Below are 22,556 nucleotides of genomic sequence, written 5' to 3' on the forward strand. Positions count from 1 at the left end.
TCAGATCACGCAGGGGATGTTTTTGGCGACGGGTCATAGCAGGGCACCCAAGGGTTCCCTACTATCTTGACAGCCGCCTATAAAAAATGGCGATATTCGAGTCAAATGACCCACTAGTAAATGATAGTGAAGTGTTGTTTGAATCAGCTGTGATTTGTGAATATTTGGATGAAATCACCCCTAATTCGCTACATCCCCAAGATCCTCTCACAAAAGCTAGACATCGTGCCTGGATTGAGTTTGGCTCTGATATTCTAACTAAAATTGTAGGTTTCTATGCTGCTAAGGATGAGGAAACTTTCGAAGTGAAACGGCAGGCGTTAATCAGTAGTTTTCAAATCTTAGAAAATCAACTTCAAACGGCACCTTATTTTGCAGGAGCAACCTTTTCCCTGGTAGATGCGGTTTATGGCCCCATCTTCCGTTACTTTGCAGCATTTGAACGCTACGAGAATTTTGGCTTCTTTGCCCAAACACCCAAAGTACGAGCCTGGAGCGAGACTTTGCTGCAACGTCCTTCGGTTCAACAGGCTGTTGCCGATAATTATTTTGAGTTGCTCCACAACTTTCTGTTGCAACGCAATAGCATTTTGTCGCAACGAATTCTCGAAGCTGAAAAGCAAGCTGCGTAAGCTTCAATTTGCCTCTAGCCGCTGCTTCAACTGTTTCACCAAAGTGTTCGTTTCAAGACGGAGACTAATCAAACTCAAAACGTAGGCGATCGCTCCAATTTGCAGGAAAGAAGTTGCAGCAATTTGCGCCCAGTTTCCTGTATCCCGAAAGATAAAAATGGATAACCCGACGAAAGCAATCACCCCTATTCCCAACTGTATCCAGATTTGCCTGGCAATACGCGAGGTCAGCGCAAGGCGCGTGTAACGCTCATCTTCCAAATTCGGAAGAATCGTGACGTGGGTTACGAGAGTCCATCGTCGGTTACCATAAGGCCCCAAGATGCGGATACCTTTGGCTTGCGATCGCACCTTGTATTCATAACCTGCTAAAGTTCCCCGCTCACCCTGACGTATACCTGTCATGGTGAGCGTTTGCAAATTACCCAACACTCGGTGCAGGGGAGCCTCGATGGATAAAGTAAAGGTGCAGTAGGGGACGATCCAGGTTAGCCAGGGAGGGAGCGATCGCCACAATCCTATACTCATGCAGGCTGAGCAAATCGAATTTTCAGGTAATCTTCCTCCATCTTCGCCCCCGAAGGTTGCAGGGCTGCAAGTGCCTGGGGTAGCACCAGATTGCGACGGTGGTTACCAATGCGAACATTAAGTTCGTCGGCAGACTTGCTGAGTTCAATCTTGTCCTTCGGAATCCCTGGCAGATACAGCTCAAGGCTGTACTGGTTCTGTTCCTGTACAACCCGCATTGTGGTCTCTTTGTAGTAAACCTGAGCGGGATCTTCATTGGCGTAAAGCGTATCTTTCAGGCGATCGAGTGCCGCTAAACCGCACAGTTCCTCAGAAAACAGCGGCACTTCCTTCACGGGCAACGGCTGGAAGTTATCGTGAATTTCCTGACGATACTGCTGCTGATTTTCCTTCCAACGGGTGAAGAACGGATCAGATACCGAATCGGGAATAATGCGGTTCGCTACCACCATATCCGTCGCCACATTGTAGAGGCTGAGATAAGCGTGTGCCCGCAAGGATTCCTTAATCACCATCTTTTCGGGATTGGTGACCAGGCGCACCGAGGTTTTGGTGTTGTCCGTCAGTACCTTTTCCAAAGCCTCGATCTGCTCATAAAACTCGTAGGGCGCATCCATTACTTCCTGGTTGGGAAGAGAGAAGCCAGCGATCGGACGGAAGATCGGTTCTACCAGAGGACGCAATGCCGCAGAGACGGCCTGAAGTGGTTTGTAGAAGCGGCGCATGTACCAGCCCGCCACCTCCGGCAAGCTGAGAAGCCGCAAAGCTGTTCCGGTTGGTGCAGAGTCAATAATTAATACGTCAAACTCGCCTTCGTCATAGTGGCGCTTCATCCGTACCAGGCTGAAGATCTCATCCATACCCGGTAGGATAGCCAGTTCTTCCGCTTCAACACCTTCCAAACCACGAGCCTGTAAAACTTGAGTAATATAGCGCTTCACTGCACCCCAGTTGCCTTCCAACTCCATGAGGGCATCCAGTTCTGCCCCCCACAGGTTGGGACGCACCTGACGCGGGTCATGCCCCAGCTCCATATCGAAGCTATCGGCCAGGGAATGGGCAGGGTCAGTGCTCAGCACGAGGGTTTTGTGGCCCAGCTCGGCACAACGCAGGCCAGTTGCCGCTGCCACGGAGGTTTTGCCAACCCCTCCCTTTCCGGTCATCAGGATTACGCGCATAAAAAGCTTAAGTATTACGAACTGTATCTATCCTTAATGTATCGGCAATAGTTTGATTTTGGGAAATTTATATCAAATCTGGTTGAATCAGGTGTGACGCACCAAATCTGATTCAACCAAGGCCCAGGAATGGGAGAGAGCGATCGCTCTCTCAATGCCATTTAGAACCGCAATAATAGAAATTCTCTGTCACATCGTCGTAGGACAGATACTTCTCAAAACTCTGGAATCGAGCCTTAGCCTAAGTCATTGCAGTGTCGAAGGGCTATATAGAACAACCTTCCCCCTTCAGCCTAAACCGAACCTGAGCAGGGCTTACGCATCTGTGTTGTGTGCTTTGCACACAACACAGATGCACCAGGCAACGTATTTCTTCTATACGCACATACGGAAAAATAGATTCCTAGATTAGGCTTGCCCCGGAAAATGCTGCTTCAGCACATCCAAGCGAGAACAATGCCAGTAATCAATATGAGAAATAATCAAATCGTTCTCATTAAGCTTTAGTTCGCTCCAACCCGAAATTTGGATATGGGGATTCCAGGGTAGGGGCGTTGTCCAGTAAAGCGTCCAGTCAGTACGGATGTGTTTGCCGGTGCGCTGAATTTCGTGCAGTTCAAGACGGGGATCGCGAAACCAGGTGTCGATGAATCTAATCATTTTTTGATAGCGATCGCACCCCCGAAACTGAGTCATCGGGTCTTTGAAGTACACATCCGGAGCATAGAGACTGTAGGTTTGAGCTTTAGGAAAATTTTGATAATCCGCTTTGAGCGCCTCAAGAATATCCATCTTAAAAAATAGTTGAAATAGGTGTTTCTGAATGGGGGTATGAAATGGGATGCCAAACTACAGTCTTAATTCCATTTCATACCACCATTCAGAAATGGGTGAAAATATTCTTCCGGTACAAGTTCAGAGAATCGTTCTCAGTCTACGATAAGGAGTAGAGAGACACATTCTGGTTTGTAACAGGACGTTGCGGGCCATGACTTAAGAGGCCCAATCGTTGGGCAATTGGCTGAAGCCGGAGTTGCGGAACGATTGCAAAATCTGAAACACTCCAGAATTTCGGTGTTAGGATTTCCACAGAAGAAAGAGAGAAAGAAGGACAATTCGATAGATGGTCGGAGAAATAGAAAAGTCGATAGTCTTTGATGGAAGAGATATTCGGCTCAAGATTGGTCTGTTAGCACCCCAGGCAGGCGGTGCTGTGTTGGTCGAGTCAGAAGACACTGCCGTATTGGTGACCGCGACCCGAGCATCGGGCCGCGAAGGAATTGATTTTTTGCCGCTGTTGGTGGATTACGAAGAGAGATTGTACGCGGCAGGACGCATCCCTGGGGGTTTCTTGCGGCGGGAAGGTCGCCCACCGGAGAAAGCAACCCTGATTAGCCGTTTGATTGACCGCCCCATGCGGCCTCTATTTCCCCAATGGCTGCGGGATGACATTCAGATTGTGGCGACGACGATGTCGATGGATGAGCGGGTACCTCCCGATGTGTTAGCGGTAACTGGGGCTTCCATTGCTACCCTGTTAGCGCAAATTCCATTCAACGGCCCCATGGCAGCGGTACGCGTTGGCCTGGTCGGAGACGATTTTATTATCAATCCCACCTACGAAGAAATTGAAGTCGGAGATCTGGATCTGGTGGTTGCCGGATCGCCCGAGGGTGTGATCATGGTCGAGGCCGGGGCGAATCAATTGCCTGAGCAAGACATGATCGAAGCGATCGATTTTGGTTACGAGGCTGTCCGGGAACTGATCCAAGCCCAGCGTGACCTGATGAGCGATTTGGGTCTAGAGATTGTGCAGGAAGCAGCCCCCGTGGTCGATTCCACGTTGGAGGATTTCATTACGGAGCGTTCTACCGCTTCCATTAAAGAAATTTTGGCTCACTTCGAATACACCAAGCCCCAGCGTGACGAAAAGCTGGACGAGGTGAAAGCATCTGTCGCAGCAGCGATCGCTGAACTGGCTGAAGATGACCCCGTTCGTGTCGCCGCTGAGGCTGACGGCAAGGCCCTGCCGAATGTCTTCAAGAGCGTTACCAAGAAGCTGATGCGCCGTCAAATTGTCGAAGACGGCGTGCGAGTGGATGGCCGTAAACTGGATGAAGTCCGTAAGATTTCCTGCCGCACTGGGGTGTTGCCTCGGCGGGTGCATGGTAGTGCGGTCTTCCAACGGGAACTGACCCAGGTGTTGTCGGCAGTAACGCTAGGCACACCCGGTGAAGCGCAGGAGTTGGACGACCTGCACCCCGATGAGCAGAAGCGCTATATGCATCACTACAACTTCCCCCCCTACTCGGTGGGTGAGACGAAACCGATGCGATCGCCCGGTCGCCGTGAAGTTGGTCATGGGGCTCTAGCAGAGCGGGCACTGGTGCCGGTGCTACCCGAAAAGATCGACTTTCCCTACGTGCTACGGGTCGTTTCCGAGGTGTTATCCTCCAACGGTTCCACTTCCATGGGTTCGGTGTGTGGTTCTACCCTGGCCCTGATGGATGCTGGGGTTCCCATCAAGAAGCCCGTAAGCGGTGCTGCCATGGGTCTGATCAAGGAAGGTGATGAAGTTCGCATCTTGACAGACATCCAGGGAATCGAAGATTTCCTCGGCGACATGGACTTTAAGGTGGCCGGAACTGACACGGGTATCACCGCCCTGCAAATGGATATGAAAATCAACGGCTTGCCAATTTCTGTGGTAGCCGATGCCATCAAGCAGGCTCGTGCGGCTCGTCTACATATCCTGGGCAAGATGATGGAAGCCATCTCGGAGCCCAACAAGGAACTGTCACCTTTCGCGCCACGACTGCTTACCATCAAGATCGATCCCGATATGATCGGTATGGTCATTGGCCCCGGCGGTAAGACGATCAAGAGCATCACCGAACAAACCGGAGCCAAGATCGACATCGAAGACGATGGTACTGTGACGATCGCCTCCATCGATGGCATCAAAGCCCAACAAGCTCGCGCCATCATCGAAGGTATGACCCGCAAGTTGTCGGCAGGGGATGTTTATATAGGCAAAGTCACCCGTATCATCCCTATCGGTGCCTTTGTAGAATTCCTTCCCGGTAAAGAAGGCATGATCCACATCTCCCAACTCGCCGACTATCGCGTTGGCAAAGTGGAAGATGAAGTCTCGGTGGGTGAAGAAATCGTTGTGAAAGTCCGAGAGATTGATGGACGGGGTCGGATCAACCTGACTCGTCTGGGCATTCATCCCGATGAAGCCGCCGCTGCAAAAGCAGCCGCAGAAGCAAGCTAATTCAATGCTGTAACACAGAGAGGGGCGAATATTTCGCCCCTTTTTTGTGGGCACTTCTTAAAAAAGCACCTGGAACCTTCCAGGTGCTTTTTTTTTCAGACTAAACGAGCTCTAGGGAGCAGGAGTCAAAACCTTTTCAGCTTCAGCCTGAACTTCAGGGCTTTCGGCTTCCGAGGGAGGTACTACCTGCCAGAACTTGGGTAGATAGTTCGCCCAATCTGCCAAGACCGCCTTACCTTTAGCGCTACCCGTCCGTTCAACGTGAGCCTCAATCAAGGACTTCAATTGCTGTTCTCCAACAGGGCTTTGAATCCGCTGAAGTTTTACAATTTCGGGGTTCACGCGATCGCTAAACCCACCATCCTCATCCAGAAAGTATCCCAATCCGCCGGTCATCCCGGCACCTACGTTACGGCCAACGCGTCCGAGGACAACCACCACACCACCGGTCATGTATTCGCAGCAGTGATCGCCCGCTCCTTCAATCACCGCATGGGCGCGGGAGTTGCGTACTGCAAACCGCTCACCAGCCTGACCACTGGCAAACAAGCGACCCCCGGTTGCGCCATAAAGGCAGGTGTTGCCAATAATGACGTTCTTAGCTGCGTCATAGTTGGCGTTGGCAGGGGGACGGATGATAATTTCCCCGCCATGCATGCCCTTACCTACATAGTCATTGGCTTCCCCTTCCAGGTCGAGGGTCATACCGACCAGGTTGAAGGCACCAAAGCTCTGACCAACGCTGCCTTTAGCTTGAAGAGTAATTTGCCCTTCGAAGCCACTATCGCCATAGCGCTTGGCGATCGCCCCCGAAATTCGTGCCCCGAGGGTACGGTCGGTGTTGACGACTTTGATTTCCTTGGTAACACTGCTGTGCTGTGCGATCGCTGATTGAATATCCCCATCCTGCAGCAGCTCATCATCCAACACAGGCCCGTTGGTGTGAACATCACCATGCTCTAACCAGGAACGATTATCCCGAGTATCGGGCAGATTGGTCAGGCAACCCAGGTTCAAACTCTGAGTCTTGGTGAGGCCGACACCTTGGCGAGGCTTCAGCAGGTCAGCCCGACCAATAATGTCGTTGAGGTGGGTATAGCCCAAGCGAGCCAGGAGCGATCGCACTTCCTCAGCAACAAAGATGAAGAAGTTAACCACATGCTCCGGCATCCCAGTGAAGCGCTTCCGCAGTTCCTCACGCTGGCTGGCAACACCGACTGGACAGTTGTTGGTGTGGCAGATGCGGGCCATGATGCAACCTTCGGCAATCATAGCGATGGAGCCGAAACCGAATTCTTCGGCACCCATCAGGGCACCCATCACCACATCCCAACCGGTCTTGATACCGCCATCAACCCGGAGGATGACGCGATCGCGCAATTGGTTCTCCATCAACACTCGATGCACTTCCGTCAGACCCAATTCCCAGGGGCTTCCAGCATGCTTAATCGAACTGAGAGGCGAAGCACCAGTACCACCATCATGACCAGAAATCTGGATGATGTCCGCGTTGGCCTTGGCAACCCCAGCGGCGATCGTTCCAATACCCACCTCAGATACCAGCTTCACGGATACCTTTGCCAGTGGGTTGATCTGGTGCAGGTCGAAGATGAGCTGAGCCAGGTCCTCGATGGAATAGATATCGTGATGCGGTGGTGGCGAAATCAGAGTTACACCGGGCTTGGAGCGACGCAGCATGGCAATGTAGGGGCTCACTTTCTTACCCGGAAGCTGACCACCTTCACCCGGCTTTGCACCTTGTGCCATCTTGATCTCAAGCTGCTGAGCGCTCATTAGATACTCGGGGGTAACGCCGAAGCGGCCCGAGGCAATTTGTTTAATGGCTGAGCTGGCCGTATCCCCATTCTTGAGACCCTTCAGGTGGGGTAGCGTTCCCGACAGCCCTTCCCCATCCACGTCATCCAGAACTTTAAAGCGAACGGGGTCTTCACCACCTTCACCGGAGTTGGACTTACCACCAATTCGGTTCATGGCGATCGCCAACGTCTCATGTGCCTCTCGCGACAAGGCTCCCAGAGACATACCACCTGTGCAGAAGCGCTTCACGATATCCGTTGCAGATTCTACCTGGTCGAGAGGAATGGAGGGGCGATCGCTCTTGAAGTCCAGCAAGTCACGCAGAGCCGTTACCGGACGATCCTGCAAGTACTTCATGTACAGGTCGTAGTGGTCGGGGCTTTTCTGCTCGACTGCCTTGTGCAGATACTTCGCCATTTCGGGGCTGTTCATGTGGTACTCCCCACCAGGGCGATACTGCACGAAGCCATAGTTCTGCAACTTCTTGATGCTCAGTTCGGGGAAGGCACGGCTGTGGAAGGACATAACTTCGTTCGCCAGATCCGTCACACTTAAGCCGCCCAAACGAGAAGCAGTTCCCTTGAAGCCCAGGCTCAACAGATCCCCACCAATCCCAATCGCTTCAAAAATTTGCGCGCCATGATAGCTAGCCATCAGCGAAATCCCCATCTTGGAGAGGATCTTTAGCAAGCCAGATTCAACAGCCTTACGGTAGTTCTGCTGCGCTTTCTCTAGAGAAATAGCATCCAGCTTGCCCCGTTCCATTAGGCTCTGAGTCTTCGGGTCGGCGTACCAGTGGCGCACCGTTTCCAACGCCATGTAGGGACAGATAGCGCTTGCACCATAACCGACTAAGCAGGCAAAGTGATGGGTGCTCCAGCACTGAGCCGTATCCACAACCAGGGACGCCCGCATCCGCAAGCCTTGACGAATCAGGTGATGGTGGACAGCACCCACTGCCAGTAGTGGAGGAACGTAGGTCAACTCAGGGTTGAGAGTCGCAAGGCTACCATCGGTGGCAAAGCGATCGCTCAGAATCAATACCTTCTTGCCATTCTGCACAGCCGCAGCCGCAGCCTGGCACAGGTCATTTACAGCTTGCTGCAAACCGCCTGGCCCTGCTGACACAGAGTACAGGGTCGAGAGCGTTGCTGTATCAAAGCTAGACCGACGAATAACATCCAGTTCCCCGTCGTTTAGAACAGGGGAAGAAATCGTCAGCAAACGGGCATGCTCCGGCGTTTCTCCCAGCAGGTTGCGCCGTTCTCCCAGGTACATTTGCAGGGACATCACCAGTTTTTCCCGGAGAGGGTCAATCGGTGGGTTCGTTACCTGAGCAAACCGCTGCTTGAAGTAGTCATAAAGCAGGTGAGGCTTGTCAGACAGCACAGCCAAAGGCGTGTCGTCACCCATGCAGAAGGTCGGCTCACCACCCCGGGATGCCATGTCCTGAATGATCATCTCCACATCTTCAGAGGTGTAGCCAAAGGCGACCTGCTGCCGCAGCAGAGTAGGGCTATCCATCTGGGAAGCTGTGAGGAAGGGCTGAGCTTCCAGGGTTTGGCGGTGCTCCTTGAGCCACTGACCATAGGGCTTCTGGGATGCAACCCGCTTCTTCATGTCCCAATTTTTCAGAATTTCTCTGCTTTCGAGGTTAATGGCGATCGTCTGCCCAGGACCTAACCGCCCCTTCTCCACAATCTCCGCTTCGGGAATATCCACGACCCCAGCTTCGGAAGAAACGACAATGTAACCATCGTGGGTAATCACATAACGAGCAGGACGCAGACCGTTACGGTCCAGACAAGCTCCTACCGTGCGACCATCGCTAAAGACCAATAGCGCAGGCCCATCCCAGGGCTCCTGAATACCACTGTAGAAGTCGTAGAAGTCAGTAATCTCAGGATGATCGGCCAGATCAGGCTGATTCTTGTAGGCCTCCGGCACCATGATCATCAATGCCGTCAACGGATCGCGACCAGAACGCACCAGCAATTCCAGCACGTTATCCAAGTTGGCAGAGTCACTATTGTCTGGATTTACGCTGGGCATGAGATCGGGAAGTTCAGTTCCCCAGCAGTCATGAGCCAGTTCTGCTTCTCGAGCCACCATCCAGTTGATGTTGCCCAACAGTGTATTGATTTCACCGTTATGGCCCAGCAAGCGCATGGGTTGAGCCAGCGGCCAGCGAGGCATCGTATTAGTACTGAAGCGGCGATGATAGACGGCAAACGTGCTTTCGTAGGCAGGATTCTGCAAATCCTCATAGAAGTCAGCCAATACGGCTGAGCGCACCATACCCTTATAAACAATGGTGCGATTAGAAAACGAGCAAACGTAAAACTCCTGGTAAGCCAGGGCATGATCTGGGGACTGGCCAGCCGATGCACTCAAGCTTCGCAGCATCCGCTTGCGTGCCAGGAACAGCAAGCGCTCCAGGCTATCTCCCTCAACATTCGCCTGAACAATAACCTGCTCAATAGTGGGCTGATTATCGCGTGCCAATACCCCAAGAGTTTCTGGACGCACGGGTACTGAGCGCCAACCCAACAGTTTCAGCCCTGTCGCTTCAATGGCTTGCTGCGCAGTTTGACGGGCGATCGCTGCCGCCTTTTCCGCCTGAGGCAAAAAGACCATACCGACAGCCAGATTTTCTAACCGACTGACAGTCATACCTTGAGATTCTAACCAGGGACGCAAAATACCCCAGGGCAGGGCGGTCATAATCCCAGCCCCATCCCCAGAATCCATATCCGCGTTACAGCCGCCCCGGTGTTCCAGGCAGGTCAGGGCACCAAGAGCTTTCGAGACCAGGCTGTGGCTCGCCCGCCCCTGCTGGTCGGCTACAAAGCCAACCCCACAGGCGTCGCGCTCCTCCACCAACCACCGCTGGCCAGCGTATCCTTCGGTTTGTGCCAGATTCATCGAGTTGCTCGTATTCACGCCCTTATTACCCATAACGTAAATGTTTGACCTGTCCCTGACTCATCGATCTGCCATGGCACGCCAGTAGACTCACGTTCACCCGGCAGCTGATTGAATCGCCCCCTCTACCCGACTGCCGCAATCGGTAGTCAAGCCTCGCACACTGAATCTCTTATTCTTCACTCTAGGGTGAAGAAATAAGTCTAGAACGCAAAGTTTGTCACAGTTTCGTGAATCTACTCAACAATACTGTGAGTACTCGCTCAGTGGTGCCTCAGACCCTATCCTCGCAAATGGCAAGGCCCTGAGTGCAGTCGGTTGATCTATTTTCGTGCCCTATCGACAACCGACCCGCCTACAGGAACATGGGGAGGAGATCGCTGAGAGCCTTTCCAAAAGCCAAATAGAGAAGATCATATTAGTGGAACCTGAAAAACTTTGCAATCCCTTAAGATTTGAGGAATTGCAAATTAGGTGTTATCCACATGTTTTGAAGCTTGCTTCTGAGGAGTAGCTCATCGATCGATTGAGTTTCAATCCTAACGAATTGTATCAAGAATGGTTTCCTTCTAGATCCCGATCCAGATCTCAAACAATCGGTCTACTGCCGTAATCAGTTTTTCAGCGTGGAAAGCTTGTTCTGGAGTACCTGGGCACAGTTCTTAATAAAGGAACGTCTTCTGTCGAAGGGGGGGTATTCTCGTACCACAGCTCTCCTCTTTTGATAGATCGAATCCATGCCACGACGTTCCAACCGCTCCCCGTCTCGTCGTAAATCCCGCCGCTTAGCACGACGAAAGACATCTGCCTCAGCCCCTGCGCTGCCCCTCATGCATAGCTTTGGATTTGCTTTCGCCATCATGGTCGGGGTCGCTTTTTTGTTTCAATTTCCTGACATTCGGGCCAATGCGGCCTCTCGTTTCCAAGAAGCTCAAGCCACGACGAACCTCACCCTGTTAGCTCAGCGAAATGACGCGCAACGGGGTAATCAAATTGTGGTGAACGGCACTACCTTGCCTGTCGAATGGTCCATTTGGAATGGCCAAGTCGGTATCTCTGATGTTGGCCTCATGCAACTGGTTGGAGTGGAATTGTTAGACACCCGTGACCCTCAGCAACAACCAGTTCGTTGGTTTACCGACCCGGTTGCTACCCCCCTCATCCTGCGAGCCTGGAACGACGGTCAGTTCCGATACCTGGATATGAGCTCCATTGCGACCACATTCAACTGGCGTTTTTCACTGTCAGGGGGTTCTCTACAAATCCAAACACCGACAGCCCAAGTGTTAAATGTGCGCCAGGGGCGACAGTCCTGGGGCGATCGCTTTGTCATCGACCTGGCAGGCCCAACCACCTGGCAAGTGACGGAGCAAACCACTGGGGTTGAAATTAGCGTAGATGGGGCCTACAGCCCTGCGACTCCGCCTACCCCTACTCGCTCCGGTAATACCTTCCAGGGTTATCAGGTTTCTCAGCGCGGCACCAAGACGGTCATCCAGATTCAGGGAACGAGCGGTGTTCGGCCTGTAGCCTTTACACTTCCAAATCCCAATCGCTTGGTTGTCGACTTGCGCTCAGAGGTCTTTCCAAACCGGGACATCCAATGGTCTCCAGGAATTCGGTGGCGATCGCAACTCTTAAATTTGGGCGATAGTACATTCCCCGTCATTTGGCTAGAAATTAATCCTCGCCAAAGCGATACTCGGGTTCGTCCCATCTGGGGCAATCCAAACGGACAACCTGGCATTACACCCCTGACGACGATGGCTCGCCAGAATCAGGCGGCTGCAGCTATTAATGCTGGGTTCTTCAACCGTAATAATCAGCTACCTTTAGGAGCCATTCGTCGGGAATCTCGCTGGTTCTCAGGTCCTATCTTGAACCGAGGAGCGATCGGCTGGAATGAGCGCGGCGATGCCGTTCTGGATCGTCTGACCCTCGGTGAAACGATTCGCACGAGTCAGGGCTCAACTGTACCGATTTTCTCGCTAAATAGTGGATACGTTGGTACGGGTGTTTCTCGTTACACCCCGGAGTGGGGGCCGGCCTATACGCCCATTCTTGCTAACGAAACGATCTTTACGGTTCGACGAGATCAAATTGTTAGCCAGGGATTTGCTCCGACGGCTGGACAAGGCAGTTTTCCAGTTCCGCAGGATGGATACTTGCTGGTGTCCAGGGGCAGTGAGGCGATCGCCAACACTCTCCCTACAGGCACCACTCTACAAATTCAACAGGGGTCTAATCCAGCCGCGTTCGATTCCTTTCCTCAAGTACTTGGAGCAGGTCCACTACTGATTCAAAATCGCCGAGTTGTCTTGAATGGAGGAGCTGAGCAGTTTACAGCACAATTTGTTCAACAACGGGCCGTTCGCAGTGCGATCGCCCGTACGGCTGACGGCAACATCCTCTTAGTTGCCGGTCAAAACCGTATCGGAGGTCGGGGTCCCACGCTTTTAGAGTGGGCTCAACTGATGCAGCAACTTGGGGCCACAGATGCCCTCAACTTAGACGGAGGTAGCTCAACGTCTCTATATCTTGGAGGCCGCCTCATCAATCGATCTCCCCTCACGGCAGCCCGTGTTCATAACGGGATTGGGGTCTTTGCGGCCCCACCTCAGTAAAGTTACAGAACCTTTCAGCAAGAGCACAAAGTATCCACGTAAAGTTGCGCTCGTTCTTTGTTAAAGCCGTTGTTTAGATTGTGTGAATGAGCCCCTACAGGGATGACACTCATTCAGTGGGTCTTGTATGGTGGCTGAGTGGGCTAAATCTAAAGCTTGTAAAGCTCTGTGGCTTGATGTCCCACCCTTGAGGAAAATTTGCAACATTATCCTCACCCATCAGATATCGCTCTTGCCTGTTTCGCATTCAGTCCACTGCATCGTTTACACGAGTATTATCTTTTAAGGAGAAAGTGCCGTGGTCCAAGCCAAGGAAGTCGCTCAACCAACCGTCTTATCTGCCCCCGCTGTCGGCAAAGGTGTCGCTGCGACTGAACTTCGCCCCTGGGGTTCATTCACGGTTCTGGAAGAAGGAACTGGGTATAAGATTAAGCGCATTGAGGTCAAGCCTGGTCATCGGCTCAGCCTACAAATGCACCACCACCGTAGTGAACACTGGATTGTCGTGTCAGGTACGGCTCGTGTCATCTGTGGCGACCAGGACACCTTGTTGTTCTGCAATCAATCCACCTACGTTCCCCCCTGCACTAGCCACCGCCTAGAGAACCCTGGCGTTATCCCCCTGATTCTGATCGAAGTTCAAAATGGCGAATACCTCGGCGAAGACGACATCGTCCGTTATCAGGATGACTACGCTCGTACCGAAAAGTAATCCCGTCCACTTTGCATTAAATTGATAAGAAAATTAATTCACCTGGGCTTAAAAGCGAGATGCCGATGCAGCATCTCGCTTTTGCTTTATGAGCTAAAACCTTTGCGGTAAGGACGTTACGTACAACATTCTTACCACAAAGGCTTCAGTGACTTCAGGAGATACAATCACGACTGCGACTGAATCCTCTAGAATTGAATCCGGCCTAAATATTCAGTCCACGGAATGATTCATCTCAGCCCGCTGGCAATTCAAGAAATTTGCCGTTTGGTGACTACGGGTTCTCAACCCGAAAATCTCTCCTTTCGTGTAGGAGTACAGCCGGGCGGTTGTGCTGATCTGTACTACACCCTCCAACCCTCCACCCGTGTCACTCCAGACGATCAGGTCTGGGAACGGGATGGGTTGACGATTGTAGTCGATCCAAACAGCCTACCCGCCATAGACGGTACTACCCTTGACTATGCTGAAGATTTGATGGGTGGTGGCTTTCGGTTTCATAACCCCAATGCGATCGCCACCTGTGGCTGCGGAGCCTCCTTCTCGCTTGAAGCCACAACCATTTCAGATGTTGCGTGTACCGAACCCCCTAATTTCTAAAATCGCCGTCAACCTGAAATCCCTTATTTCAAGGAAGCGGGACTGTCAACTAAAAAGTTGACACAAATTGCGGAAAATCGGTATGATTGTAGACTGTGAAAACTTTCAGACCTTATTGAGAGGCGCAAGGCAGAGCATCCATGCCGACCATTCAGCAACTCATTCGTAGTGAACGCCAAAAAGCGAATCAAAAAACCAAGTCGCCAGCCCTAAAGAGTTGTCCGCAACGGCGTGGCGTATGTACTCGCGTATACACCACGACCCCCAAGAAGCCGAACTCAGCTCTGCGGAAAGTAGCTCGTGTTCGCCTGACCTCGGGCTTTGAAGTAACGGCCTACATCCCAGGGATTGGCCATAACCTTCAAGAACACTCTGTTGTGATGATCCGTGGTGGCCGGGTAAAAGATTTGCCAGGTGTACGCTATCACATCGTTCGTGGAACCCTGGATACCGCTGGGGTTAAAGACCGGAAGCAAGGGCGCTCCAAGTACGGAGCCAAGCGGCCTAAGGCTAAGTAAGCTGACTGGTTGATGTCTGCTCTGCGGCGATAGCCCATCATTAACCTTGAGCAGCTAAATCTTCCGCGCCTACTGAATCCCTTAACCTTCTTCCTGCTGACGCTTTAGTACCGAATCATTAAGCATAAAACTTCATCGCCAGAACTAGCCTTATGTCTCGTCGCACAGCCATTCAAAAACGCCCCGTTCCGCCCGACCCCACTTATGGAAGCCGCCTTGTTAGCATGTTGGTGAGACGCATGATGCGTTCGGGCAAGCGATCCATCGCCTACAGTATCGTTTACGACGCCTTCAAGACGATTCAGGAACGGACCGGAAACGATCCCCTCGAAGTTTTTGAACGCGCTGTGAAGAACGCAACTCCCCTGGTGGAAGTAAAAGCTCGCCGGGTTGGGGGTGCTACCTATCAGGTACCCATGGAAGTCCGTTCCGATCGTGGAACTGCACTTGCTTTGCGTTGGCTGATCCAGTTTTCCCGGAGTCGTGCGGGTAAGACGATGTCTGGCCGCTTGGCTAACGAGCTGATGGATGCAGCAAACGAGACCGGAAGTGCAATCCGTAAGCGGGAAGAAACTCATAAGATGGCTGAAGCCAACAAAGCGTTTGCCCATTATCGTTACTAGTGCCTGGGATTTCTGTAAGATTCCATGCCTTGTAAGGAATCTCTGCCATCAGAGGAAGCAAACGTATAGAATCTTTACAGAAGCAGTAGTGACCGAAAATTGCGGTAGCGACTTAAGGAGGTAGTTGTGGCGCGCACCACTCCGCTTGAACTTGTTCGTAATATTGGGATTGCGGCACATATTGATGCCGGAAAAACCACCACGACAGAGCGGATCCTCTTCTACTCCGGGGTGGTTCATAAGATTGGCGAAGTCCACGATGGTAACACCGTTACCGATTGGATGGAGCAGGAACGGGAGCGAGGTATCACTATTACGGCTGCTGCCATTAGTACTGCTTGGACTCGTCGTGATCCCAAAGTTCCAACCCAGCCTATGGCAGGGGAACCGGAATACAAGATCAATATTATTGATACCCCTGGGCACGTAGACTTCACCATTGAGGTAGAACGCTCCATGCGAGTTCTGGACGGTGTAATTACCGTTTTGGATTCAGTGGGTGGCGTTCAACCTCAGACGGAAACAGTATGGCGGCAGGCAGATCGCTACAAAGTTCCCCGGATCATCTTTGTTAATAAGATGGATCGGACGGGTGCGGATTTTCTGAAGGTCTATCGGCAGGTGCGCGATCGCCTCCGGGCTAACGCCGTTCCTATTCAGATTCCCATTGGCAGTGAAGATAATCTGCGGGGAATTGTAGACCTGGTTCGCATGCGAGCCTACCTCTACCAGAACGACCTGGGCACCGACATTCTTGAAGCCGAGATTCCCGAAGAGGTTCAAGACCTGGCTGAGGAATATCGCATCAAGCTGGTGGAATCCGTTTCTGAAATCAGCGATGACCTGATGGCGAAATACCTGGAAGGTCAAGATTTGACGGAGGACGAGATCCGAGCGGCTTTGCGTCAGGGCACGATTCATGGAACGCTCGTTCCCATGCTGTGTGGGTCTGCGTTCAAAAACAAGGGCGTGCAGATCTTGCTGGATGCTGTTGTTAACTACCTGCCCTCTCCCCTTGAGGTTCCACCTATTCAGGGGATCTTGCCCGACGGTAGCACTGCCGAGCGCCCAGCCAACGATGACTCACCATTATCGGCTCTGGCGTTTAAGCTAATGGCAGACCCCTACGGTCGTTTGACCTTTGTACGGGTCTACTCCGGGGTCATGAAGAAAGGGAGTTATGTCTATAACTCAGCCAAAGGGAAGAAAGAGCGAATTTCTCGCTTAATTATTCTGAAGGCGGATGAGCGTCTGGATGTCGATGAGCTGCGGGCCGGGGATTTGGGTGCGGCATTAGGCCTGAAAGATACCTTCACAGGCGATACTATCTGTGATGAGTCATCTCCCATTATCCTGGAATCTCTCTTTATTCCTGAGCCGGTAATTTCGGTGGCCGTTGAGCCGAAGACGAAGCAGGATATGGAGAAGCTCTCGAAAGCGCTCCAGTCTCTCTCTGAGGAGGATCCAACCTTCCGAGTGAGCGTTGATCCCGAGACGAACCAGACCGTAATTGCGGGGATGGGTGAGCTTCACCTGGATATTCTGGTCGACCGGATGAAGCGTGAGTTCAAGGTGGAAGCTAATGTGGGGGCTCCCCAGGTGGCCTATCGGGAAACCATCCGTAAGGCAACTGTTGAGGAGTGTAAGTACGCTCGTCAGAGTGGCGGTAAAGGCCAGTATGGCCATGTGGTCATTCGGGTTGAGCCAGGAGAACCGGGTTCGGGATTTGAGTTCGTCTCCAAGGTTGTGGGCGGCGTGATCCCGAAGGAATACATTCCGGCGGTTGAGCAGGGGATCAAAGAAGCCTGCGAGACGGGAATTTATGCCGGGTACCCAATGATCGATCTAAAGGTTACCCTGACAGATGGATCGTTCCACGAGGTCGACTCCTCGGAAATGGCGTTCAAGATTGCCGGTTCTATGGCAGTCAAGGGCGCTGTTATGAAGGCATCTCCTGTACTTCTGGAGCCTTTGATGAAGGTCGAGGTGGAAGTTCCTGAAGATTTCATTGGAACTGTCATTGGTGACCTTAACTCTCGTCGAGGCCACATTGAAGGTCAGGATACGGAACAGGGCATTGCAAAAGTAATGTCGAAGGTTCCCCTGGCGGAGATGTTTGGATATGCTACTGATATTCGGTCCAAGACTCAGGGTCGTGGCATATTCTCGATGGAATTCAGCGAGTACAGCGAGGTACCTCGTAACGTAGCTGAGACAATTGTTGCAAAGAGCAAAGGGAACGCTTAGTAATTTAGGGACAAGTAGATTCATGGCACGCGCAAAATTTGAACGGAATAAACCCCACGTCAACATCGGTACCATCGGTCACGTTGACCATGGTAAAACGACCCTGACTGCGGCAATTACTATGACCCTGGCCGCTCTGGGTAACGCTACAGCTCGCAAATACGATGAAATCGATGCGGCTCCCGAAGAGAAAGCTCGCGGTATTACCATCAATACCGCTCACGTGGAATACGAGACGGAATCCCGTCACTATGCTCACGTGGACTGCCCCGGTCACGCTGACTACGTGAAGAACATGATCACCGGTGCAGCTCAAATGGACGGCGCTATCCTCGTGGTAGCCGCTACCGACGGTGCCATGCCTCAGACCAAGGAGCACATTCTGTTGGCTCGTCAGGTAGGGGTTCCTAGTCTGGTGGTGTTCCTGAACAAGGTAGACCAAGTGGACGACGAAGAGCTGCTGGAGTTGGTTGAACTGGAACTGCGTGAGCTGCTGAGCAGCTACGAGTTTGATGGCGATAACATGCCTTTTGTTCGTGGCTCCGGTCTGATGGCTCTGGAAGCTATGGTGCAAAATCCTAAAACTGCGCGCGGCGACAACGAGTGGGTTGACAAGATCTACGACCTGATGGATGCCGTTGACTCCTATATCCCAACCCCCGAGCGGGATATTGACAAGCCCTTCCTGATGGCCGTTGAAGACGTGTTCTCGATTACAGGCCGGGGTACCGTTGCGACCGGTCGGATCGAGCGGGGTAAGGTGAAAGTGGGTGACACTGTGGAAATCGTAGGTATCCGCGACACCCGTAACACCACCGTAACCGGTATCGAGATGTTCAAGAAGATTCTGGAAGAAGGGATGGCCGGTGACAACGCTGGTTTGCTACTTCGGGGTATTCAAAAGGCGGACATCGAGCGTGGGATGGTACTGGCGAAGCCCGGTTCCATCACGCCTCACACCAACTTTGAAGGTGAAGTGTACATTTTGACCGACAAAGAAGGTGGCCGTAAGACACCCTTTTTCAAGGGTTACAAGCCTCAGTTCTACGTTCGGACCACCGACGTAACCGGAACGATCGAATCCTTCACTGCTGATGACGGAAGCGATGCCGAAATGGTTATGCCGGGTGACCGTATCAAAATGAACGTTACCCTGATAAACGCGATCGCCATCGAACAAGGGATGCGCTTCGCAATCCGTGAAGGTGGCCGCACCATTGGTGCTGGTGTTGTTTCCAAGATCCTCAAGTAGGATTTATCCTACCTGATTAACATTTCCAGCAGCCAGGTTTGCTGGCTGCTGGAATGTTTTGAGAATGATGGCTCTGAGGTAATACCGGAGTGCCTCGCTTTGAGTCTTGCAATGTCCGGTACTGAACCTTGAAATCTGGATATTTCTAATGGCTACTATTCAACAGCAAAAGATTCGAATTCGTTTGAAAGCCTTCGACCGGCGTCTGCTCGACACATCCTGTGAAAAGATTGTAGACACAGCTAATCGCACCAACGCTACGGCGATCGGCCCTATTCCTCTACCCACCAAGCGCCGGATTTATTGCGTACTGCGTTCTCCTCACGTCGACAAAGATTCTCGTGAGCATTTTGAAACCCGTACTCACCGACGTATCATCGATATTTATCAACCCTCCTCGAAGACGATCGACGCTTTGATGAAGTTGGATCTTCCTGCTGGCGTTGATATTGAAGTGAAGCTGTAAGAACTCGATTAATTTTCCGTGCGCAATCTGCACGGAAAATTAATTCATTTCTAGCTTGAGATCGATGAATTGTTCAGGCTTCCCTTGGGGAGCCCGATGCAATACGATAAACTGGAAGAGGCTAGTGTTTCAGATTTGTTATGAAAGTACTTGACTTTCGCAAACTCCCGAAACATTTTTGATATCCCTTTCCAGAAACGCAGATGACCTTTTCCTCCTCCTCGGTTACGGTTCGCGAGTTACCCCTTTTTCCGTTACCCGAAGTCGTTCTGTTTCCTGGGCAGAAGCTTCCTCTGCATATTTTTGAGTTTCGCTACCGGATGATGATGAACACCATTCTGGAGAGCGATCGCCGTTTTGGAGTACTCATGCTCAATCCGGCGGATAACAATAGCATTGCAACGGTTGGATGCTGTGCCGAGTTGGTGAATCACCACCGCCTGCCAGATGACCGGATGAAGGTCATGAGTGTAGGGCAGCAACGCTTTCGCGTGCTGAACTATGTGCGGGAGAAGCCGTACCGGGTTGGTTTGGTGGAATGGATTGAGGATCAACCAACTGATCAAAATTTGCAACCGTTAACGACTCAAGTAGACCAGCTTTTGCGAGATGTTGTCCATTTATCTGCAAAGTTGACGGGGCAGGAAATTGAGCTTCCTGAAGATATCCCGGCAACTCCTTTAGAGCTGTCTTACTGGGTAGCCCGCAATTTGTACGATGCGGCCACGGAGCAACAGCTTCTCCTGGAGATGCTGAGTACGTCAGACCGATTGGAACGGGAAGCAGAAATTCTTTCATCGACTCGTAACAGCCTGGCAGCGCGTACAGCTCTGAAAGATGCATTTCACAAAGATGCATTGCCTTGAATTGAGTTATTAAAACAAAAAGGGTGTGAGGCATTGCTTCACACCCTTTTTGCTGAGTAGCAACCCAGTTATGCCCATTAAATAACCTGAGTTCGGGATAAGCTGAAGTGCTCATTTTGGCGTGCGCAGAGCGCATGCCAAAATGAGCGTTTTCGAGTGCCGCGCGTTGCGCGGCACTCGAAAACGCCCTTAACCTGAACTCAGGTTTAAATAGACCTCTTGAATGAATCGGTTTTTGAAGGCGTGAGTCATTGTACGGCTTCGCCTTCAACGATTCACACAGGAGGTCTATATGAAGCTGCGTCTTATGTATGTTCTGTATCCTGATGCGTTAGGACGTAGAACCCAAGGCGCAGCTTCATCGTGAAAGGATGTTATTGGGTTGGCGGAACAGCAAGAATTTTATAACTACCGAATATTTTGAGAGTTTCTGTGTAGGATTGCAGTTCTTGTAAAGCATCCTGTACAGAGGGTTCGTCCGCATCAGCTTCGATATCAATGAAGAAGAGGTAGTCTCCCAAAGACTTTTTGGTAGGGCGCGATTCAATCCGGCTCATGTTGATATTGCGCGCGGCGAGAGCTTGCAGTGGTTTGACCAGAGCTCCAGGCAAGTTGGCCAGAAGGCTGAAGGCCATCGACGTATGAGTGCCACCAGGGGACGGTTCTAAGCACACGACCCAGAAGCGAGTACAGTTGTCGGGGCGATCGTTAATGGGTAAGGCACGGATGGGCAAGTCGTAAAGGGCTGCTGCACGCTGGGAGGCGATCGCCGCTGCCGGAGCCCCTGGTTCCAGACGTTGGAGCGCCTCACTCGTGGAAGGCGTAGGAATTAGCTTTGCGTTAGGTACGTTACGTTCTAGCCATTCCTGGCATTGGGCGATCGCTTGGGGATGAGAATAGACAGTACGAATTTCATGGATGGATTCGAGCCGTGAAATCAGGGCATGAGCGATGGGAAGCACCAGAGCACAATGAATTTGAAGACCCTGAAGTTGCCAGAGGGTATCGAGTGTAGTCGTTACTCCACCTTCCGTGGAATTTTCGACAGGCACTACCGCATAAAAAGTCTGCCTATCAGCTGCCGCTTTTAGTACCTGAGCAATAGTGGGATACGGATGAAGCTCGGGGGTTTGACCTGTTTGCTGAGCTACGGCATTGGCCCACCGGAGAGCCGCATCTTCAACATTCGTGCCAGCGGGACCAAGGTAAGCAATCGAACAATTCATGGGGGATCGACCCTGAAAAGAGCAAGAAGAGTGCTTAAGCAACCAAAAAATTAGTGCATGTTTTAGGCAGAAAGCCCACGGTTTAGCAGTCTATCAGACCTACGATACCCTGATGCTCCTAGGGGAAGAACAACCGTGTTTGCAACATTCAATAAAGCAATGCGAAGGAATATTCCCAGAAAACCGTATACTTCCTGAAGGTGAGGTTATGTTTTGAAGAAAATTGTAAAATTTAGTTACACATCGTTCGAACAATTCAATAGATTAGAGCTTTCTTCAGAGCATTTCAACCTTTAATTTTCACTCAGTTTCTATTTACCTCCCCACTCATGGAAGTTCACTTTCACTCCTCTCAATCTGTTGATTTGTCCGTACCGGAATTATCAATTCCAGTGCAGCATTATTTGCGGCAACCTCAGCGGTTAGTGCAGGCACTGGTTGACCCGAGCCGGGTTGAAGTACTGAGTGAGAATTGTTTTCGGCTGAAGATGCGGCCGTTAAACTTTTTGATGCTGAATATTCAGCCGGTTGTTGATTTGGAATTGCAGGTGGATGGTAATGGGGCGATCGCCCTCCATTCTGTGGGCTGTGAAATCCTTGGGGTTGAGTATATTAATGAGCGCTTCCGGTTAACGTTAGAGGGCCGACTACGTCCAGAGCTAGTTTATGGAAAAACCCATCTAAAGGGCCTGGCAGATTTGCATGTCCATGTGGATGTTCCACCCATGTTGTGGCTGACGCCCAAACCAATTTTGGAGGCGACCGGGAATGGGTTGCTGAAGAGTATTCTCATGACGGTCAAACAGCGGCTGACTCATCAGTTATTACAGGATTATCGGCATTGGGTTGAAGCACAGATGCAGGAGGCTCCTGCGGCCAATTCTTCTCTGCCTGCTCCTTTTTCTACGAAAGGCTCAGCAATATAAAACCTGCCATAGGTCGCTCATTTAACCTGAATTCATACAAAACAAAGTATGAGGCTGCACAGAATGGGAGGTGTAATGCGTGAGTATTACACCTCCCATTCTGTGCAGCCTTACATAAAAACAGTATCAGGTGATATT

Annotated in this window: 17 protein-coding genes; 12 read left to right on the forward strand and 5 right to left on the reverse strand. The window is 51.5% G+C overall.

Going from position 1 to position 22,556, the window contains the following annotated elements:
• Positions 1-131: 131 nt before the first annotated feature.
• Positions 132-632 carry a glutathione S-transferase family protein gene (locus H6F91_RS01550; protein WP_347279998.1) on the forward strand — a complete coding sequence of 167 codons (501 nt, stop codon included), beginning with the start codon at positions 132-134 and terminating at the stop codon, positions 630-632.
• 3 nt (positions 633-635) lie between these two features.
• Here the strand turns inward: H6F91_RS01550 and H6F91_RS01555 are convergent, their stop codons facing one another.
• The 3 genes from H6F91_RS01555 to H6F91_RS01565 all read right to left on the reverse strand — a co-directional run bounded on the left by H6F91_RS01555 (position 636) and on the right by H6F91_RS01565 (position 3,130).
• Positions 636-1,160 carry a hypothetical protein gene (locus H6F91_RS01555; protein WP_190770375.1) on the reverse strand — a complete coding sequence of 175 codons (525 nt, stop codon included), beginning with the start codon at positions 1,158-1,160 and terminating at the stop codon, positions 636-638.
• Positions 1,157-2,338, reverse strand: a complete 1,182-nt coding sequence (locus tag H6F91_RS01560; RefSeq protein ID WP_190789195.1) for a TRC40/GET3/ArsA family transport-energizing ATPase — start codon at positions 2,336-2,338, stop codon at positions 1,157-1,159. Before H6F91_RS01560 ends, H6F91_RS01555 begins: the two co-directional genes overlap by 4 nt.
• Before the next feature lie 408 nt (positions 2,339-2,746).
• Positions 2,747-3,130, reverse strand: a complete 384-nt coding sequence (locus tag H6F91_RS01565) for a DUF2358 domain-containing protein (RefSeq protein WP_190770377.1) — start codon at positions 3,128-3,130, stop codon at positions 2,747-2,749.
• A gap of 331 nt (positions 3,131-3,461) precedes the next feature.
• Here H6F91_RS01565 and H6F91_RS01570 point away from each other — a divergent pair, with 331 nt between their 5' ends.
• Positions 3,462-5,615, forward strand: coding sequence for a polyribonucleotide nucleotidyltransferase (locus H6F91_RS01570; RefSeq protein WP_190770378.1), 2,154 nt, complete (start codon positions 3,462-3,464; stop codon positions 5,613-5,615).
• 111 nt (positions 5,616-5,726) lie between these two features.
• Here the strand turns inward: H6F91_RS01570 and gltB are convergent, their stop codons facing one another.
• The gene (gene gltB, locus H6F91_RS01575) at positions 5,727-10,391 is read right to left on the reverse strand and encodes a glutamate synthase large subunit (protein WP_190770379.1); all 4,665 of its coding nucleotides are present in this window, start codon (positions 10,389-10,391) and stop codon (positions 5,727-5,729) included.
• A 704-nt stretch (positions 10,392-11,095) separates the two neighbouring features.
• On the opposite strand from gltB, the gene H6F91_RS01580 reads away from it, so the two are divergent.
• From H6F91_RS01580 to H6F91_RS01620, 9 genes are all read left to right on the forward strand, one after another.
• Positions 11,096-12,982 (forward strand): phosphodiester glycosidase family protein, encoded by a 1,887-nt coding sequence (locus H6F91_RS01580; protein ID WP_199307584.1) that lies wholly within the window; start codon positions 11,096-11,098, stop codon positions 12,980-12,982.
• Positions 12,983-13,280: 298 nt separating this feature from the next.
• The gene (locus H6F91_RS01585; RefSeq protein WP_190770380.1) at positions 13,281-13,694 is read left to right on the forward strand and encodes a cupin domain-containing protein; all 414 of its coding nucleotides are present in this window, start codon (positions 13,281-13,283) and stop codon (positions 13,692-13,694) included.
• Positions 13,695-13,919: 225 nt separating this feature from the next.
• Positions 13,920-14,294, forward strand: a complete 375-nt coding sequence (locus H6F91_RS01590; protein WP_190770381.1) for an iron-sulfur cluster assembly accessory protein — start codon at positions 13,920-13,922, stop codon at positions 14,292-14,294.
• Between the two features lie 140 nt (positions 14,295-14,434).
• Positions 14,435-14,812, forward strand: a complete 378-nt coding sequence (gene rpsL, locus H6F91_RS01595; protein WP_190770382.1) for a 30S ribosomal protein S12 — start codon at positions 14,435-14,437, stop codon at positions 14,810-14,812.
• 152 nt (positions 14,813-14,964) lie between these two features.
• Complete coding sequence (gene rpsG, locus H6F91_RS01600; RefSeq protein ID WP_190770383.1) at positions 14,965-15,435, forward strand: 30S ribosomal protein S7; 471 nt, start codon at positions 14,965-14,967, stop codon at positions 15,433-15,435.
• A 126-nt stretch (positions 15,436-15,561) separates the two neighbouring features.
• Positions 15,562-17,682 carry an elongation factor G gene (gene fusA, locus H6F91_RS01605; protein WP_190770384.1) on the forward strand — a complete coding sequence of 707 codons (2,121 nt, stop codon included), beginning with the start codon at positions 15,562-15,564 and terminating at the stop codon, positions 17,680-17,682.
• 22 nt (positions 17,683-17,704) lie between these two features.
• Entirely contained in the window at positions 17,705-18,934 is a 1,230-nt protein-coding gene (gene tuf / locus H6F91_RS01610; RefSeq protein ID WP_190770385.1) for an elongation factor Tu, read from the forward strand.
• Between the two features lie 148 nt (positions 18,935-19,082).
• Complete coding sequence (gene rpsJ, locus H6F91_RS01615; RefSeq protein ID WP_018399487.1) at positions 19,083-19,400, forward strand: 30S ribosomal protein S10; 318 nt, start codon at positions 19,083-19,085, stop codon at positions 19,398-19,400.
• Positions 19,401-19,603: 203 nt separating this feature from the next.
• Complete coding sequence (locus H6F91_RS01620) at positions 19,604-20,266, forward strand: LON peptidase substrate-binding domain-containing protein (protein ID WP_190770386.1); 663 nt, start codon at positions 19,604-19,606, stop codon at positions 20,264-20,266.
• A gap of 374 nt (positions 20,267-20,640) precedes the next feature.
• Here the strand turns inward: H6F91_RS01620 and pheA are convergent, their stop codons facing one another.
• The gene (gene pheA / locus H6F91_RS01625) at positions 20,641-21,492 is read right to left on the reverse strand and encodes a prephenate dehydratase (RefSeq protein WP_190770387.1); all 852 of its coding nucleotides are present in this window, start codon (positions 21,490-21,492) and stop codon (positions 20,641-20,643) included.
• Between the two features lie 329 nt (positions 21,493-21,821).
• On the opposite strand from pheA, the gene H6F91_RS01630 reads away from it, so the two are divergent.
• Positions 21,822-22,418, forward strand: a complete 597-nt coding sequence (locus tag H6F91_RS01630; protein WP_190770388.1) for a DUF1997 domain-containing protein — start codon at positions 21,822-21,824, stop codon at positions 22,416-22,418.
• Positions 22,419-22,556: the final 138 nt, after the last annotated feature.

It is taken from the genome of Leptolyngbya sp. FACHB-8 (assembly GCF_014695575.1).
In the GTDB taxonomy this organism is placed as follows: domain Bacteria; phylum Cyanobacteriota; class Cyanobacteriia; order Elainellales; family Elainellaceae; genus Vacuolonema.